This window comes from Sphingomonas sp. So64.6b (genome assembly GCF_014171475.1).
Taxonomy (GTDB): domain Bacteria; phylum Pseudomonadota; class Alphaproteobacteria; order Sphingomonadales; family Sphingomonadaceae; genus Sphingomonas; species Sphingomonas alpina_A.
Genome location: NZ_CP048817.1, coordinates 318,933 through 336,088 on the forward strand (window position 1 = coordinate 318,933; position 17,156 = coordinate 336,088).

A 17,156-nucleotide genomic window follows, 5' to 3' on the forward strand; every position below is an offset into this window, starting at 1 on the left:
ACCCGACAGCGACCGGCGATAAAATAATTTCGGTCGGGGTTCGGGTTCGATCCATTTTGGCGTCATTGAAATATCGGCCCTGGGGAGGGCTGCATAACGAGCGAAGGGGGCCCGCCGATGAACACACGCCATCTGTTATTCGCCACGACCGCGATCATCATGGCCATGCCTGCCGCTGCCCAAGCGGCAGCGGATGTTCGCCATGCCATCGACCTTCCGGCCGGACCGCTCGACACCGCCTTGTTTCAGGTCGCGCGCCAGACGGGCGTACAACTTGTTTTCACCGATCCGGAGATCGCCGGAATTCGGATTGCGCGCGTGTCCGGCACTTATACGACGCGTCAGTTGCTCGACACGTTGCTGGCGAAAACCGGCTATACCTATCGCTTCACCGGTGCGCGCAGCGTCCGCGTGATCCCGCTTGCCAAGGGCGGAAAGGTCAGGCCGGCGGCGCTCACCCAAACCGCGCCGCAGAGTAACGACGGACGGGCCGAGGGCGAAGCGGCCAGCACCATCCAGGCCGAAAATGCCGTGGACGGCAATGATCAGCAGGAACAGGGCGATATCGTCGTCGTCGGCACCCAGATCAAGGGCAGCAAGGTCACCGAAGCGCTGCCCGTGACGGTGGTCGGCGAGCAGGAGATTCGCGCGACCGGAGCGGTGTCGGGCGACGAGCTGTTCCGTTCGATCCCGCAAATGGGCGATGTCAGCTTCAATTCGAGCTATTTGCCCAACAGCTCCAACTCGGCGCGCGGCGATGTCGGGTCGGTCAATCTGCGTAACCTGGGTGTCGGCAATACGCTGACCTTGCTCAACGGCCGTCGTGTCGTCGCGCATCCGACCAGCCGCGCCGACGACAATCTCGTGCCCGTGCAGACCTATAATACCAACGCGATTCCGGTGTTCGGGTTCGAACGGCTGGAGATATTGCGCGATGGCGCGGCGGCGATCTACGGCTCGGACGCGGTGGCCGGCGTGGTCAACACCGTGCTCAAGACCGATTATTCCGGCGTCCAGATCGAGGGGCAGACCGGCTGGGCCGAGGGCACCAACCTGGCCGAAAGCAACCTCAACCTGCTGGCGGGCAAGAATCTCGGCGATCGAGGCAATATCACGCTGTTCGCGAGCTATAATCGGCGTACCTCGCTCGATGCGTCCGACCAGGACTATACCGCCTCAGCCAATGTCACGCCGCTTTTCGCCGGTACCCGCTTCGCCAGCGCGACCTCGCTCGACGGGCGCAGTACGATCACGCCATGGGGCTCCTTCCAGACATTGGGCGGCATCGTCGTCCGGCAGGGCGCCACCAACCTGACCAACGCTTCGGGGCAGTTTCACATCCAGCCGCTTGGCAATGCCGGCTGCGCCACCAATGCGGCGACCGGCTTGCCCGGGGGCATTTGCATTGACGATGGCGTCAATTCTGCGGCGGCCGACCGCAATCTCCGCTTCGACGCGCCGCACGCCTTCAATACCAGCGTGATGCCGTCCCTGAAGCGCGCGAACTTTTTCCTGACCGGCCATTACGCGCTGACCGACGGCCTCGAATTCTTTGGTGAGGCGGGCTATTATACCGCGAAGACGCGGAGCATTCAGTCATCGACCGGAACGCTGAGTTCGGGCCCTTTGGTGATCCCCGCATCGAACTACTGGAATCCGTTCGGCCCGGTGACCTTAAACGGCCAGGCCAATCCTAACCGACTGCCCGGCATCAACGCGCCCGCCGCCGGCCTGCCGGTCATATTGAGCAGTTATAATTTCGCCGATGTCGGTCCCAACATCGTTGATGTGAAGAACACGCAATACCGCCTGCTTGGCGGGCTGCGCTGGAATTTCCTTGGCTTCCAATGGGAAAGTGCCGCGCTTTATTCCGCGGCGAAGGTTCGCGATACGTCGGACGGCATTAGCCAGACATTGCTGCAACGCCAACTCGCGCTGTCGACGCCCGATGCCTATAATCCGTTCAACGGCGGCAACCTGCTCGACCCGAGTGGCGCCGATACGACGCCGAACAGCCGCGCGGCGGTCGATGCGATCCGGATCAAGACCCAGCGAGTGAGTAAATCGACGCTCGCGATGATCGATCTCAAGGGATCGAACGCCGCTCTGTTCAAGCTGCCCGCCGGCGATGTCGGGCTCGCGATCGGTGGCGAACTTCGCCGTGAGACGCAGCGCGACGATCGCGATCCCCGCGTCGATGGCACGATCACCTTTACCGATGCGGTGAACGGCGCGGTCAACGGGTCCGACCTAGTCGGTACCAGTCCTTCGCCAGATACCAGCGGTCGCCGCACCGTCGCCGCGGCCTATATCGAGCTGGCGGTGCCGGTGATCAGCCCCGAGATGAACATCCCGCTGATCAATAAGATCGAATTGCAGATCGCGGGACGGTTCGAGCATTACGACGATGTCGGCAGCGTCGCGAAACCCAAGATCGCCGGCGCCTGGGACGTGTTCCGCGGCCTGCGCTTCCGGGGTTCCTATGCGCAAGGTTTCAAGGCACCCAATCTCGAACAGATCAACGCGACGGTGGTCACGCGATCGAACACGCGCACCGACTATATCCGCTGCGAGGCGCAACTCCGAACCGGGGCGATTGCGAATTTCGCCGCCTGTTCGCAGGGCTTTGCGACCACGGCGCAGCGTTCGGGCAATCCCAATCTCAAACCCGAAACCTCGAATACCTGGTCGGCGGGTGTCGTGCTGCAGCCCTATTTCCTCGACGGTGCGATCGGCCGGATCACGTTCACGGCCGATTATTGGCACGTCAGCCAGAAGGGCATTGTCGGCCTGTTCGGGGAAGGCAATGCGCTGATCAACGATTATCTGCTGCGCGCGCAGGGCAGTTCGGATCCCAACGTCATCCGCGCCGCACCGACCGCCGACGATACCGCGCTGTTTGCCGGAACAAGCCTGGCGCCGGCCGGTCGCGTGCTGTTCGTCAAGGATCAGTACGTCAACCTGCTTCCGCAAGAGGCGGCAGGCCTCGATCTCGGCCTGATCTGGCGGTTGCCGGATTTCGGCATCGGCCGGTTCAACTTCACCGCCAATGCCGCCCATCTCCGCAAATTCTTCCTCAAGCCCTCGCCCAATATCCAGACCCTGCTCGATGCGCGGGCGGCGGGTACGATCAATGCCGGCACCACGATCACCGGCGGCGGCGACCTGATCCGGCAGAATGGCAAGCCGCGCTGGAAGGTCACCGGTACGGCGACGTGGAGCTACAAGCATTTCGAACTGGGCGGCTATACGCAATATACCAGCGACGTCGATGACACCGGCCTGATCGATTCCGTCGGCAATGCCTGGCTGATCGAGGATCAGATGACGTTCAACGCCTATGCCCAGGTTTCGGTCGGCAATAATCGCGAGGGCAATTACCGCCTCCGCTTCGGAGTCAGGAACCTGACCAACGAAGCGCCGCCCTTGTCGTCGAACGGGTATCTCGGCTCGATGTACAATCCCTATGGCCGTTATTGGTACGCCAGCGTCCGGGCGTCATTCTGATGCATCGCCTCCTGCGCTGCGCCGCGGCATGTGCCGCCCTGCTTTCACTGGTCGGTACGCCAGTCGCGGTGTCGGCACAGGAAGATCCGCCGACGGTGCGTGCCACCAGCGGCGGCGACATCGTTGCCTATGACCAGATCCACAAACCGGTGATCGGCCGGGGCGGCATGGTCGTGAGCCAGAATGCGGTCGCTGCCAAAGTCGGTGCCGATATCCTGCGCAAGGGCGGCAATGCGGTCGACGCGGCGGTTGCGGTTGGTTTCGCGCTTGCGGTGGTGCTGCCCCGCGCGGGCAATGTCGGCGGCGGCGGTTATATGCTGGTGCACATGCCGGCCAAAGGCGGCAAGCCGGCGGCCGACCTGGCGATCGACTATTACGGCCAGGCTTCGCGCAACACGACGCCGGACCTGTTGCTCGACGTCAAAGGCAAGTTCGACCCGGCCAAGGGTTATTCGATGAAGGGTGTCGCCATTCCCGGCACCGTCGCCGGTTTATGGGAGGCGCATCAGCGTTTCGGCAGCTTGCCGTGGGGCACACTGATCGCACCGGCGATCGCCATGGCGACCAAAGGCGTCAAGCTGAGCGATGACGAGGCGCAAGCCAATGCCGACCAGAAAAAGGCGATGGCCGATGATCCAGCAGCGCTGGCGGTCTATTTCAAGCCCGACGGCAGCGCCTATGCGCCGGGCGAGACCTGGCGCCAGCCGGACCTGGCGGACACGCTCAAGACGATCGCCGCCAAGGGGCGCGACGGATTTTATGCCGGGCCGCTCGCGGAGAAGATCACCGCCGGGATCAAAGCCGGGGGCGGGGTGATCGACGCGCGCGACCTCGCCGACTATCGCCCGATCGTCTCGGCGCCGATCTGGTCGAGCTATCGTGGCCGCAGGATCGCCTATATGCCGCCGACCGCCTCCGGGGTGAGCGTTGCCGAGGCGATGAACATCCTCGAAACTTTTCCGGTGCGGGAGGGCAAATGGGGTAGCACTGCCAATCTTCACCTGCTCGCCGAAACGCTGAAGATCGTGTCGTCCGACCGCCGCCTGGTTGGTGGCGGGCCCGATTGGCGGACTCCGGCGTCGGGGCTGGCGAGCAAGGGTTATGCAGCCGAGCGTGCGAAGTTGATCCGTACCGATCGCTCGCTTGGCCGGCACGATGTGCCCGACGGCAATCCCTATCCGTTCGAGAGCAAGGACACGACGCACTTCTCGATCGTCGATGGGCAGGGCGGGGCGGTCAGCAACACCTATACGCTGTCGGCTTCCTATGGTGCGCATGTCGTTGCGCCGGGCACCGGCATCCTGCTCAACAACTCGCTCGGCAATCTCGCATGGGGTCGCGGCACCGATGGTGAGCGCCAGGCAACGCTGCCGGTAGCGGGCAAGCGCGTCGGTTCGACGATCACGCCGATCATCGTCTTCCAGAACGACAAGCCATGGCTGGTCACCGGCACGCCGGGCGGCGGCTATATCATCGCGACGATGGTGCAGATGCTGTCCAATGTGATGGACTTCGATCTCAACGTGGCCGAGGCGGCGGAGCGCCCCCGCATCAACCAGGGTGGTGGCGACGCGCCGCTGGAACTCGAACAGGGCTTTTCGCCCGACCTCATCGGATTGCTCGAAGCGAAGGGTCACAAGGTACGGATGTCGAACACGATGGGCAGCGTGCAATCGGTCATGGTCGACGGCGACCGCTTCCTCGGCGCGGCTGATACACGCCGCCCGGATGCAATGGCGGTCGGGGTTCGCTAGCCTCCGAGAAAAGGGAATGACGATGATTCGCAGCCTGCTCTTTGCCACAACGGCGCTCGCGCTCTCCGCAGCCGCGCGCGCCCAGCCGCTGCCCGATGCGCAGCGCGGCGCGATCCTCGCCAATGTCGATGGCCGCGCGCCGGCACTGGCTGCGACCGCGAAGAAGATCTGGGACTATGCCGAAGTCGGCTTTCAGGAGACCAAGAGTTCGGAGCTGCTTCAGGCCGATCTCAAAAAAGCCGGATTCGCCCTCACGCCGGGCGTCGCGGGTATGCCGACAGCGTTCGTCGCCAGCTTCAAGAACGGCAACGGCCCGGTGATTGCCGTGTTGGCCGAATTCGATGCGCTGCCCGGCCTCGCGCAGGAAGCGACGCCGACGCGCGCCCCGATTGCCGGGAAGGCGGCCGGTCATGGTTGTGGCCATAATATCTTTGGCGCTGCGTCGATCACCGCCGCGATGGCGATCAAGGACTGGATGGTCGCCAACAAGATCCAGGGCGAACTCCGCGTCTACGGCACGCCGGCGGAAGAGGGCGGCTCGGGCAAGGTCTATATGGTGCGCGCCGGCCTGTTCGACGATGTCGATGCGGTGCTGCACTGGCATCCCGGCGACCAGAACGGCGTCGCGGTGGGCAAGAGCCAGGCGAATATCTCGGGCAAGTTCCGCTTCCATGGCCTCGCCGCGCACGCCTCGGCCGCACCCGACAAGGGGCGGTCAGCGCTCGACGGGGTCGAGGTGATGAACGTCGCGGTCAATTACTTGCGCGAGCACATCCCGATGTCGACGCGTATCCATTACATCGTCACCAATGGCGGCCAGGCGCCCAACGTCGTGCCCGACTTCGCCGAAAGCTATTATTACGTGCGCAACACCGATCCGGCGATCGTCAAATCGGTGATGGCGCGGGTGCAGAAGGCGGCCGAGGGTGCCGCGATCGCGACCGGCACCACGGTCGAGTTCGAGGCGACCGGTGGCGTCTATTCGATGCTGGCGAGCAACACATTGGCGGCGGTCATGCAGCGCAACCTGAAGAGTGTCGGTGGCGAGACCTGGACGCCGGAGGAACTACAATGGGCCACCGCCATTCAGAAGACATTGCCGACGCAAAAGCCACTCGCTGCGGTCGCCGGGATCGATCCGATCTGGGCCGGTGACATGGGTGGATCGACCGATGTGTCGGACATCAGCTGGACGACGCCGACGATTGGCCTCGGCACGGCAACCTGGGTGCCCGGCACACCGGCACATAGCTGGCAGGCAGTCGCCGCGTCGGGGATGAGCATCGGCGCAAAGGGTGGGGTTGTCGCCGCCAAGACAATCGCGCTGACCGCCGCCGACCTGTTCACCAGTCCGCAGACGCTGGCCGAGGCGAAGGCGGAGTTGGTCAAGGCGCGCGGCCCGAACTTCCGCTACGAAGCGATGCTCGGCGAGCGCAAGCCGGCGCTCGATTATCGGAAGGCAACGGGCGGATCGGAGTAAGGGGAAGCGGCTCCCTCTGTCCTCCCCGCGAAACCGGGGATGACGGGCCAGTTCAGTCCGAAGTCATCCTGTTTAAAAGAAGAACTGAATCAGCAGCGTCGTGTTCAACCCGATCACGACCGCCGCGATTCCCCAGGCGGTGACCTTCAGCCATAGCGGATTGGCGAACACGCCCATTGTCGCGCGGCTGCTGGTGAAGCTGACCAGCGGCACGATCGCGAAGGGCAATTGCAGACTCAGCACGACCTGGCTCAACACCAGCAATTGAGTCGCGCCGGCATTACCCGCGATCGCCACGACGATCACGGCGGGCACGATCGCGATCATGCGTGTCACCATGCGCCGGATCCACACGCGCAGCTTGAGGTTGAGGAATCCCTCCATCACGATCTGGCCGGCGAGCGTGCCGGTGACGGTCGAATTCTGCCCCGACGCGAGCAAGGCCACCGCGAACACCACGCTCGCCGCGCCCGCACCGAGCGTCGGGGACAGGAGCTTATAGGCCTGGTCGATATCGGCGACATCGGTCTGGCCGGTGGTGTGGAACGCAGCCGCCGCGAGGATCAGGATCGAGGCGTTGATGAACAGCGCGAGGCCGAGTGCGATGGTGCTGTCGAGCGTCGCATGGCGCACCGCATCGCGCTTGCCCGCCTCGTCCTGGCCGAACTGGCGGGTCTGCACGATCGAGCTGTGCAGGTAAAGATTATGGGGCATCACGGTCGCACCGAGAATGCCGATTGCGATATAGAGCATCGCCGGATTGGTGACGATCTCGGTGGTCGGGATCAGTCCGCCCATGATCGCGGCGATGCTCGGCTGGGCGATCGCCAGTTCATAGGCGAAGCAGCCGGCGATGACGATCAGCAGCGTGATGATGAACGCCTCGAGCTTGCGGAAGCCGAAGCGCTGTAGTGACAGGATGATGAGCACGTCGAACGCAGTCAGACATACACCCGCGACAAGCGGCAGGCCGAAGAGCAATTGCAAGGCGATCGCCGTGCCGAGTACTTCGGCCAGATCGCAAGCGATGATCGCCAGTTCGCACAACAGCCACAGTGCGAAATTGACCGTGCGGCCATAATGGGCGCGGCACGCCTGGGCGAGATCGAGCCCGGCGACGATGCCGAGCTTCGCCGACAATGACTGCAGCACCATCGCCATCAGGTTCGACAGCAGGATGACCGAGAGCAAAGTATAGCCGAACGCGGAACCGCCCGCGAGGTCGGTCGCCCAGTTACCCGGATCCATATAACCGACTGCGACAAGATAACCGGGCCCGGCAAACGCGCCGAGCTTGCCCCAGAAGCGCCCCCTGCCGAGCGGCACGGCGACCGTGCGGTAACTTTCCGACAGTGACGGCGTGCGTTCGTGCGCGACGGCTTCGGAAAAAGGTGGCGGCGGCGGCATCGGGTTTTTCAGTCACCGATGCGGAGGCTGGCGTCAACCGATCACTTGACCCTCCCCGTTCCGGGGAGGAACTACTTGCCCAAAACCCGCCCCATCACCGCATCGAGCTTCGCCAGCAATGCCGGGTCGCGAGCCTCGGGTGCGGTGATCAGAGCGGCATCGAGCACCGTATCGAGTGGGCAGGGGGTTCGCTCCGCCGGAAGTGCTCCGGCAAATGCGGCCACAGCCTGCCGCGCGATGGCCCCATTTGCGCCCATCTGTGTAATTATTGCGCTGACTTCCACATGATGAGCCTCTTCTCTCCAGCAGTCATAATCAGTGACCATTCCGACCAGCGCGTAGGGCAGTTCCGCCTCGCGCGCGAGCCTGGCTTCGGGCATTGCGGTCATGCCGATTACGTCGGCACCCCATTGCCGGTAAAGCAGGCTTTCCGCGCGGCTGGAGAATTGCGGCCCCTCCATGGCGAGATAGGTACCACCCTTGGTGACCGTGCCACCCGCGGCGTTCACCGCTTCGGCGGCAAAGGCCGAGAGGCGCGGACAGACTGGTTCGGCCATCGAGACATGTGCGACCATGCCGCTGCCGAAGAAGCTCGATGGCCTGGCGACGGTACGATCGATGAACTGGTCGACCACCACGAAGCTGCCCGGCGGCAATTCCTCGCGCAGCGACCCGATCGACGAGATCGCGAGAATATCGGTGCAGCCGGCACGTTTCAGCGCGTCGATATTGGCGCGCGCGTTCAATTCGGACGGCGAAATATGGTGTCCCCTTCCGTGACGGGGCAGAAACACCAGCTTGACTCCACCGATCGATCCGAACAGCAATTCATCGGATGGGTCGCCCCATGGAGTCTCGACACGCCGCCATTCGGCGTCCTCAAGCGCGTCGATCGCATAAAGGCCCGACCCGCCGATGATCCCGATCGTCCAACCGTCACCCATCCGTCACCCTCCGCCGTTACCGAATCGCGGCGTATGAACTGCCGTTTCCTGGAGCTATGATATTATGCGTATCGCCGCATTCCTTTCCGTATTTTTTGCAACGTCGGCGCTGTTTCCTGCGATGGCGCAGGCCGCCGAGCCGGTGCTCGGCCGCTGGGTGACGCAGAACCAGAAGGCGGTGGTCGAGATTGCGCCATGCGGCTCTGCAGTGTGCGGCCATATCGTCAAGCTGCTGCCCAAGTCCGATGTCGGCAAGACGGTGGACGAGCGCAATTCCAACCCGAAGCTGCGCCGGCGTCCATTGGTCGGCCTGCCGATCTTTCTCAGTATGAAAGACAGCGGCGACGACTGGCGCGGGCGGCTCTACGATCCGCAATATGGCAACACCTATAGCTCTGTGGTGAGCCGTAATCCGGATGGCACGCTGCGCGTGAAGGGATGTTACTTCATCATTTGTAAGACGCAGACCTGGAAGCCGGCGGGGTGACCGTCCGGACCTGAGGCGAACGGTTTATTCATCGCGAGGTTTCATCCGTGATGCGGATGATGTGTCGGCTATCCCGATATGGGCCATTCGCTGTCGTGTCGGGGATGGCGGCTGGTGGCGTTTTGACATAGGCCGCAAAGCGCCGTGCGCGCATCGAAAATCCTCTGGCGGACAGCGATTGCAACGCTGGTCTTGATGGCGCCTGCCGCATCGCACGCGGCGCCCAACGGCCTCTCGGTCGGCGCGACCGTCGTCGCGCCATGCGCTATCTCGGCGGTGCAATGGCAGGGGCGGCAGGCGGACGACTTACGCCCCGTGTCGGTCGACTGTGCTTCGTCAGATCAATCATTCGCTGTCGTGATCGACCGGGCAGGGATGGTTGCGCAACCCGATCTGCCCCCCGAGGGAGGAGGCGCCAGCGACTGGGAAGGTGCCGTTGAAGCGGACGATATCGAGGTCAAGATAATTTTCTGACGGTCAGCCGTGCTGAAGCGTCCGAATTCTGACATTGAATAACATCCGTTATGGATGTATCCGGTAATACATCAGTGGCGTCACATAGTCATTACCCCAGGCATAATACGTAATATACGCTTATGACTATCCTGTGATAATCAACGTTAAGTTGAGTATGGCAGCATTTACGATTACAATAATTTAATATCTTCAGGGTAAATGGAGGCTATCTCTAATGGCGGATCATTATTCTGTTGGGAGTTTCGTAATGCTGTAGAGAGTTCGCGGCATATTGTTGCGTATAATACGTATTTCGGAAGGCTATATGACCATGCGTGTCAATCTTTTTGCTTCCAGTTCGATCTGCGTCGTCAGTGTCGGCTTGCTCCTCGCACCAGCCGCACAGGCGGCAACCACCACAACCACGTTCCCGGTGACGGCGACGGTCCTTAAGGCCTGTGTCGTCAGTGCCAATCCGCTGTCGTTCGGCAATTATGATCCGACCGCGACATCGCCGGTCGATGCCTCAACCACGCTTTCCGTTCTGTGCACCGTCGGCACATCCTTCACGGTTGGCCTCAATGCAGGCACTGGCTCGGGCGCGACGGTCACCACGCGGCGCATGACGAGCGGTGCGAACACGCTGGACTATGCATTGTATCAGGAGACCGGCCGTACCAATAACTGGGGCAACACGCCGGGCACTGACACGCCGTTGGCGACGACGGCACCCATTCTTGCGTCGACCCTGACCGTCTATGGCCGTCTTCCCGCCAGTCAGAATGTCCCGATCGGCAGCTATGCCGACACCATCACCGTCACCGTGAATTATTGAGGCCGGTTTGATGCGCGCGTCGATGCGCGCAAGCGCCGTCACCTTCGCGATAATCTTGTTGGCGGTGGCGGCGCAGGCTGTCTCGCTTAGACTGTATCCGGTCCGGATCGTGCTGACCCCGAAGGCTCCGGTGCAGACGATGAAGATCCAGAACAGCAGTGCGGAGTCCGCGCGTATCCAGGTCCGTGTGTTCGCCTGGCGCCAGGTCGGCGGCGAGGATGTGTTCGAGGAGACGCGCGACATACTCGCCAATCCCGGCCTGTTCGAGATTGCGGCCCAGGGCGAACAGATTGCGCGCTTCGGGCTGCGTACCCAGCCAGGTACGATCGAGAAGAGCTATCGCGTGTTCCTCGAAGAAGTGCCCGGTTCGCGCGCGGTTCAGCCCGGCGAAGTCCGTACGTTGCTTCGTATCAGCATCCCGATCTTCGTACCCGCGCCGCAGGCGACCGGCCGCCTCATTTGGCGCGCCTGGCCGGCGAGTTCCGGGAAGATGGCGTTCGCGATCAGCAATACGGGTACTGCGCATATCCAGATCAATCGGCTCGCGCTGGCGCGCGCCGATGGCACGAAATTGGGTGCCGACGACATGTCGGTCTACCTGCTGCCCGGTGCGTCAAAGCAGATCATGCTCAATGTCGATGCGTCGGTCCGCGCCGGGGAGGCGCTCAAGTTGAACGCGGTGACGGACCAGGCGCCCCTGTCCGTGGATCTCGTCAGCGAGGCGGCCCCGCATGAAGCTGGCCGCCCTTAATTTCGTCATGGCTGCGCTGTGCCCCGTTGCCGAACCGAGCACCGCAAGAGCGCAGTCCGCGGCGCACGATCCGCCGGCGCGGCAGCAACATGCCGACGGAACCGAGTTGCTGTTCGTGGCGGTCTCGATCAACGGCCTCGCTCAGGACGAGGATTATCTGCTGGCACGGCGCGATGGCGTCTTCCTCATGCGCACGGTCGACCTGACGCGCTGGAATGTCCGGCTGCCCGCAGCACCGACGATCATGATCGATGCCGAATCCTATGTCCCGTTGAGCGCGCTGCCCGGCGTCACGCTGCGGTTCGATGCCGCGCGCCAGCAAATCGGGCTGACCATTCCCGCCAAGCTGTTCGATGCTCATAGCATTTCCGGGGCCGCGGCGCTTGTGCTGCCGACCGAGAGCGCCTTCGCGGCGTTCCTCAACTATGATTTGTCCGTGCAATATGACGGCAAAGCCCAGACCGCTGCGTTTCTGGAGGCCGGCATATCGGATGATTGGGGCTTGCTCACTTCCACCATGGCGATCGGCCAGCGTGCCGGGTCCAGCGGTGTGACGCGGCTCGACAGCTATTTCCTGCGTGACGATCCCGGTGCGCTGACCCGCCTGGTGATCGGCGATGCGGTCACCGATGCGCGTGACTGGTCGCGTCAGATACGTTTCGGCGGTGTCCGGTTCGGTACCGAATTCGGCCTGCAGCCGGGCTTGGTGACCTTTCCCACACCCGCCTTTACCGGCCGCACCGCGATCCCCTCCAATGTCGAACTGTTGGTCAACAATGCGCGGCGCTTTCAGACCGATGTCGCCCAGGGGCCTTTCTCGATCGACCAGGTGCCGTTGGTCAACGGCGCGGGTCAAGTGACACTCGTCATCCGCGACGCACTGGGCGTGGAGCGTCGCGTGACATCGTCTTATTATGTCAGCTCGCGCCTGCTCAGCCGCGGCCTGAGCGCCTGGTCGCTCGAGGCGGGCGGGGAACGGCGCGATTACGGCATCAGCAACTTCGCGTATCGCAATCCCTTCGCCGCTGGTTCCTATCGACGCGGTATCACCGACTGGTTGAGCCTCGAAGGGCGCGCGGAACTGAGTGGCGATGTGCGTATGATCGGTGCCGGCGCGGATATCGTCTGGCCGGCGATTGGCGAAGTCGGGATTGCCGCCGGCGCATCACAGGGTGGGGACGGCAGCGGCGCATTCTACCGCGTTTTCTTCAGCCGCATCTCGCCGGCATGGAATGTCGCGATAAGTTATCAGCACGCCTCGCGCGATTTCGACCAGCTCGGCATCTATCGCGACGCGGAACGCATCACCGATCAGCTTCAGGGATCGGCCGGAGTCTCGCTTGGCCGGTGGGGCAATATCGGCATCGTCTATACCGGACTCGAATATGCGGACCGCAATCGCACCCGCCTCACATCGGCCAGTTACAGCGTGGCGGTCGGTGATCGCGGTTATGTCAGCCTGTTCGGGCTGCGCAGCGATATCGAGGGATTTGGGGTCGATACCACTTTCGGGGCCGGCCTCACCATCCCGTTCGGATCGCGCGGCAGCGGTTATGCCCGTGCCGACAACCGCAATGTGCTCGCGGAAGTCCGCCGGACGCCGCCGACCCAGGGCGGCTGGGGTTATCGCCTCACCGCCGCCGCGGGCGAGAGCGACCGTCAGCAGGCCGAACTGCTGTGGCGCGGCGACCCTGGTGAAGTCAGCCTGGAGGCCGGACGGGTCGAGGGCAATGCGGGCGTCAGGGCGCTCGCAAGCGGCGGACTGCTCTTCACCGGCGGCCGCGCTTATGCGACGCGGCGCGTCGAGGACGCGGTGGGCGTCGTCGACGTACCGGATCTCGCGGATGTTCGCATCTACCAGGAGAACCGGCCCGTTACCCGGACGGACGCCAAGGGGCGTGCGATCATCCCGGATCTGCGCGCCTATGAACAGAACCGGATCGCGATCGACCCCGGCGATGTGCCGATCGATGCACGCATGTCCAACGACACGCTGCTGGTCGTGCCACGCTATCGCGGTGCGGTCAGGGCGCGCTTTGCGATCGAAAAGGACCATCCCGCCACCATCGTGCTGCAGGCGGCGGACGGTACGCCCATCGAAGCAGGCACCGATGTGCGGCTCGACACCGGCGAAACGGTGTTCGCCGGCTATGGCGGCGAAGTCTTCGTGCGTGAGGTGCGACCGGGTATGGTCATCGAGTTCGAGACCCGGCAGGGCCCATGCCGGCTGATTCTCGGGGCGTTGCCCGCCGGCGATGTCTTGCCGCGCATCGGACCGCTACGCTGCGACCTGGCGGCCGGCGCGCGATGAATTTCCGGCGCCTCTTTTTCGCGCTGGCGATATTGCTCGGTTCGCTGGTGGTCACGTCCACACCTGCCGAAGCGGCTTGTGCGCCCTTGTCGCTCTGCAGTTGCACCGTTTCCACTACCGGAATCAGTTTTGGCAGTTATATTCCGGTCGATGCGACGAATAATGAGTCGTCCGGCACGGTGCGGGTTCAATGTGTTTTGCTCGTTGCGCTCGCTGGCTCGTATACGATCGATCTGAGCACCGGCTCTTCCGGAACCTATGCCCAGCGCACGCTCCGCAACGGTGCGTCGATCCTCACCTACAATATCTATGTCGACGCGGCTCGCAGCCAGATCCTCGGAAACGGTTCGGGCGGCTCATCGCGCATCACCCGAAACTTCACGGCGCTGCTCGGGGTCGACCAGACGACGACGGTTTATGGCCGCATTCCCGCTGGTCAGAATGTCCCCGCCGGCAGCTATAGCGATACGATCATCGTCACGGTGACCTACTGAACCAAGCCGATTTCAGATCACTTGCGTGCCGATGCCATATTGGTGCCAGGCGAAGATTGCTGCCGCACCGCGGTGCGGGCGCCATGCCTCGGCCAGTTCGCGAATGAGCTTTTCGCTGGGGCGCGTTTCGTGGCCGAGAATCCGCCCGACTTCGATCTGCACCGCGAGATCGCCCGCCGGCCAGATATCGCCGCGTCCTTCGGCGAACAGCAGATAGACTTCCGCCGACCAGCGGCCGATACCCTTGACGCGGACCAATGCGGCGACAGCCTCATCATCATCGGCGGGAAGGTTGGCGAGATCGAGCCGCCCGCTCGTCACCTCATCGGCAAGGCTGCGCGCATAGCTCGCCTTTTGCCGTGACATGCCGGCCTCGCGCAGTTGCTCGTCGCTCGCGCGGGTGATGTTGCCGGGATCGTCCAGGCTGCCGACGATGCTCTCCAACTTGTTCCACACGCTTTGTGCGGACTGCACGCTGACCTGTTGCCCGATGATCGTGCGCAGCAGCGTGGCATAACCACGCTCGCGGATTCGCGGCGGCGGATAACCCACGCGCGCGATGGCGGCGGCGAAGGCGGGTTCGTTTGCGGCGAGCGTATCGAGTGCGCCGCGAAGCTGAACTGCGGTCAGGCCCATATCATCTTGCCTTGATCGAGGATGCGCGGCGCGGCATGGCGTGCGCCAAGATCTGCACCGGAGGGATGTTGCATGCCAAAACTTATCGTCGTGACGCGCGAAGGGGAAGAACGCGAAATCAATGGCGAGGCCGGTCTTTCGGTCATGGAAGTCATTCGCGACGCCGGCATCGACGAGGTCCTTGCTCTGTGTGGTGGCTGCTGCTCCTGCGCCACCTGCCATGTGCATGTCGATCCGGAATTTGCTGCCAAACTTCCGCCGATGAGCGAGGACGAGAACGACCTACTCGATTCGTCGAGCGATCGTAACGAAAACTCGCGCCTGTCGTGCCAGATCGAATTCGGCGATGCGCTGGATGGATTGCGCGTGACGGTGGCGGCCGAGGATTAGGTTTTCCCCTCCCTGCAAGGGAAGGGTTAGGGGTGGGTCAGCGGCGGGCGGGGCTCGAAGCCCCGTTCGGCGCTTCGCACCGAGCGATGCGCTTCGCGATCGCACCCACCCCCAGCCCCTCCCTTGCAGGGAGGGGAGTTTTCGCTACTTGAACCGCAGCACCGCCATCGGTGCAGTCTTCGACAGCGGGGTCGCTTTCCACGTCACCGTCTTGCGGCCGCCGGCGCTTGCCGCGCCGTCTTCATTGTTCTGGCTGACGATTTCGGCATCGGTGTCGAGTGTGAATACACCATCGAGCTTGCTCGATGCCTGGTCGGCGCCCGGCATGCCCTTGCTCGTGCTTTCATTGGCGAAGGCCGGGGCCTTGATCCGCACCGTATTGTTGGCGCGCACCTCGACCACGATGAACGGGAAAACCGCCTCGGCGTCGACATTGTACGGATAGACGAAGCTATGCGTCAGCGTGCCCGAGATCTGGTAATCCACCTCGAACTTGCCGTCGCCCATATAGGTTACCTTGCGGTATCCCGCTTCCTTGGACAGGGCCTCGGCAATCGCCTTGTTCTTGATCTCGGCCGCGGCTTTCTTGGCCGCCGCATCGGCCTTCTTGTCGGCGTCATCGTCTTTCGACTCACTGTCCTGCAGCGCGATCTTCCACAGCGCCGGCTGTAGTTCTTCGCCCTTGCCGTCATCAGTGCTCGGCTCGGGCGTGTCGCCGGACGGCGTGTCGCTGGAAAAGGCGTCGCCCATGCCCTTGCCGAACTCGCTGCCGAGGTCGAGTGCCATCACCTCGCCGACATAGGAGAAGGTGAAGCTGCGATCGGCGTTGATCGTCATCTTCGACACGAACTTGCCCGGCGCAAGCACGCAACCGGCAAGCGCCAGCGGCATGAGCATACCGATGATGACACGCAGCAGACGTCCGATCATAAGAACTCCCCCGCTTCAGCCCAGAACTCAACCCCGCGTCGTCACCGCATACAGCGCGATCGCCGCCGCGTTGGACACGTTCAGGCTCTCGATCTTAGGCGAGATCGGCAGGCGCGCAAGCTCATCGCAATGCGCCGCGGTATTGTGCCGCATGCCTTCGCCTTCGGCGCCGAGCACCAGCGCGACGCGCGTTTCACCCATCGCCTCGGCCAGGGTCTGCGTTGCCTCGCCAGTCAGGCCGACACGCCAGAAACCCGCCTCGGCGATTTCCTCCAGCGCGCGGGCGAGATTGACCACGCGCACCCAGGGCACGATCTCGAGCGCGCCCGATGCGGCGCGTGCAATGGTGCCGGATTCGGGCGGCGAGTGGCGATCGGGCGTGACGATGCCGAGCGCGTCGAATGCGGCGGCGGAGCGCAGGATCGCACCGACATTGTGCGGATCGGTGACCTGGTCGAGCACGATCAGCGGGCGGCGGTCGCCCGCGCCCTGATCGAGCAGATCGCCGAGCCAGACGTCTTCGAGCGGATCAACTTCAGCGACCAGGCCCTGATGCGGCGCATCGCCCGGCACGAGCCGCGCAAGATCGGCGACATCGGCGAAGGTGATCGGGATCACTGGCGGAATGTCGAGCGACGCCAGCGCCTCGCGCGTCGCCCACATTTTCCGCACGACGCGCTCGGGATTGGCGAGCGCGGCCGTAACCGCGTGCCGTCCCCAGAAACGGGGGCGGCCGGCGGCGGCCTGAGAGGGGCGATGTCCTTTGCGTGCCAT

General features: G+C 63.4%; 15 protein-coding genes. 10 read left to right on the forward strand and 5 right to left on the reverse strand.

Going from position 1 to position 17,156, the window contains the following annotated elements; all coding sequences use genetic code 11:
* Nucleotides 1-117: 117 nt before the first annotated feature.
* From G4G27_RS01505 to G4G27_RS01515, 3 genes are read left to right on the forward strand one after another with little or no spacing between them, the layout of a single operon-like run.
* A complete protein-coding gene (locus G4G27_RS01505; protein ID WP_202049648.1) occupies nucleotides 118-3,507 on the forward strand; it encodes a TonB-dependent receptor in 3,390 nt (1,129 codons plus the stop codon).
* Nucleotides 3,507-5,261 carry a gamma-glutamyltransferase gene (ggt, locus tag G4G27_RS01510; RefSeq protein WP_183111498.1) on the forward strand — a complete coding sequence of 585 codons (1,755 nt, stop codon included), beginning with the start codon at nucleotides 3,507-3,509 and terminating at the stop codon, nucleotides 5,259-5,261. Before G4G27_RS01505 ends, ggt begins: the two co-directional genes overlap by 1 nt.
* Nucleotides 5,262-5,277: 16 nt before the next feature.
* Nucleotides 5,278-6,741 (forward strand): amidohydrolase, encoded by a 1,464-nt coding sequence (locus G4G27_RS01515; protein WP_244624511.1) that lies wholly within the window; start codon nucleotides 5,278-5,280, stop codon nucleotides 6,739-6,741.
* 72 nt (nucleotides 6,742-6,813) lie between these two features.
* On the opposite strand, the gene G4G27_RS01520 is transcribed toward G4G27_RS01515, so the two are convergent.
* Nucleotides 6,814-8,148: an Nramp family divalent metal transporter gene (locus G4G27_RS01520; protein WP_183111500.1), complete on the reverse strand. Its 1,335-nt coding sequence runs from the start codon at nucleotides 8,146-8,148 to the stop codon at nucleotides 6,814-6,816.
* A gap of 71 nt (nucleotides 8,149-8,219) precedes the next feature.
* On the reverse strand, nucleotides 8,220-9,092 hold the full coding sequence (locus G4G27_RS01525; protein WP_183111502.1) for an S-methyl-5'-thioadenosine phosphorylase: 873 nt from the start codon (nucleotides 9,090-9,092) through the stop codon (nucleotides 8,220-8,222).
* 64 nt (nucleotides 9,093-9,156) lie between these two features.
* Between G4G27_RS01525 and G4G27_RS01530 the strand changes: the two genes are divergently transcribed.
* The 6 genes from G4G27_RS01530 (at nucleotide 9,157) to G4G27_RS01555 (ending at nucleotide 14,426) form a co-directional block, all read left to right on the forward strand.
* A complete protein-coding gene (locus tag G4G27_RS01530; RefSeq protein ID WP_244624512.1) occupies nucleotides 9,157-9,579 on the forward strand; it encodes a DUF2147 domain-containing protein in 423 nt (140 codons plus the stop codon).
* Between the two features lie 144 nt (nucleotides 9,580-9,723).
* Nucleotides 9,724-10,053, forward strand: coding sequence for a hypothetical protein (locus G4G27_RS01535; protein WP_183111504.1), 330 nt, complete (start codon nucleotides 9,724-9,726; stop codon nucleotides 10,051-10,053).
* Between the two features lie 313 nt (nucleotides 10,054-10,366).
* The gene (locus G4G27_RS01540; protein ID WP_183113551.1) at nucleotides 10,367-10,870 is read left to right on the forward strand and encodes a spore coat U domain-containing protein; all 504 of its coding nucleotides are present in this window, start codon (nucleotides 10,367-10,369) and stop codon (nucleotides 10,868-10,870) included.
* A gap of 22 nt (nucleotides 10,871-10,892) precedes the next feature.
* Entirely contained in the window at nucleotides 10,893-11,621 is a 729-nt protein-coding gene (locus G4G27_RS01545; RefSeq protein WP_183111506.1) for a fimbria/pilus periplasmic chaperone, read from the forward strand.
* Entirely contained in the window at nucleotides 11,602-13,932 is a 2,331-nt protein-coding gene (locus G4G27_RS01550) for a fimbria/pilus outer membrane usher protein (RefSeq protein ID WP_183111508.1), read from the forward strand. The genes G4G27_RS01545 and G4G27_RS01550 overlap by 20 nt, the downstream gene beginning before the upstream one ends.
* On the forward strand, nucleotides 13,929-14,426 hold the full coding sequence (locus G4G27_RS01555; protein ID WP_183111510.1) for a spore coat U domain-containing protein: 498 nt from the start codon (nucleotides 13,929-13,931) through the stop codon (nucleotides 14,424-14,426). The genes G4G27_RS01550 and G4G27_RS01555 overlap by 4 nt, the downstream gene beginning before the upstream one ends.
* Before the next feature lie 12 nt (nucleotides 14,427-14,438).
* Here G4G27_RS01555 and G4G27_RS01560 read toward each other — a convergent pair whose 3' ends face one another.
* A complete protein-coding gene (locus G4G27_RS01560; protein WP_183111511.1) occupies nucleotides 14,439-15,062 on the reverse strand; it encodes a DNA-3-methyladenine glycosylase 2 family protein in 624 nt (207 codons plus the stop codon).
* A gap of 72 nt (nucleotides 15,063-15,134) precedes the next feature.
* On the opposite strand from G4G27_RS01560, the gene G4G27_RS01565 reads away from it, so the two are divergent.
* Nucleotides 15,135-15,452, forward strand: a complete 318-nt coding sequence (locus G4G27_RS01565) for a 2Fe-2S iron-sulfur cluster-binding protein (protein ID WP_183111513.1) — start codon at nucleotides 15,135-15,137, stop codon at nucleotides 15,450-15,452.
* A 144-nt stretch (nucleotides 15,453-15,596) separates the two neighbouring features.
* Here the strand turns inward: G4G27_RS01565 and G4G27_RS01570 are convergent, their stop codons facing one another.
* Together G4G27_RS01570 and rlmB are read right to left on the reverse strand one after the other, a co-directional pair.
* Complete coding sequence (locus G4G27_RS01570) at nucleotides 15,597-16,382, reverse strand: hypothetical protein (protein WP_183111515.1); 786 nt, start codon at nucleotides 16,380-16,382, stop codon at nucleotides 15,597-15,599.
* Nucleotides 16,383-16,409: 27 nt separating this feature from the next.
* Complete coding sequence (gene rlmB, locus G4G27_RS01575; protein ID WP_183113552.1) at nucleotides 16,410-17,156, reverse strand: 23S rRNA (guanosine(2251)-2'-O)-methyltransferase RlmB; 747 nt, start codon at nucleotides 17,154-17,156, stop codon at nucleotides 16,410-16,412.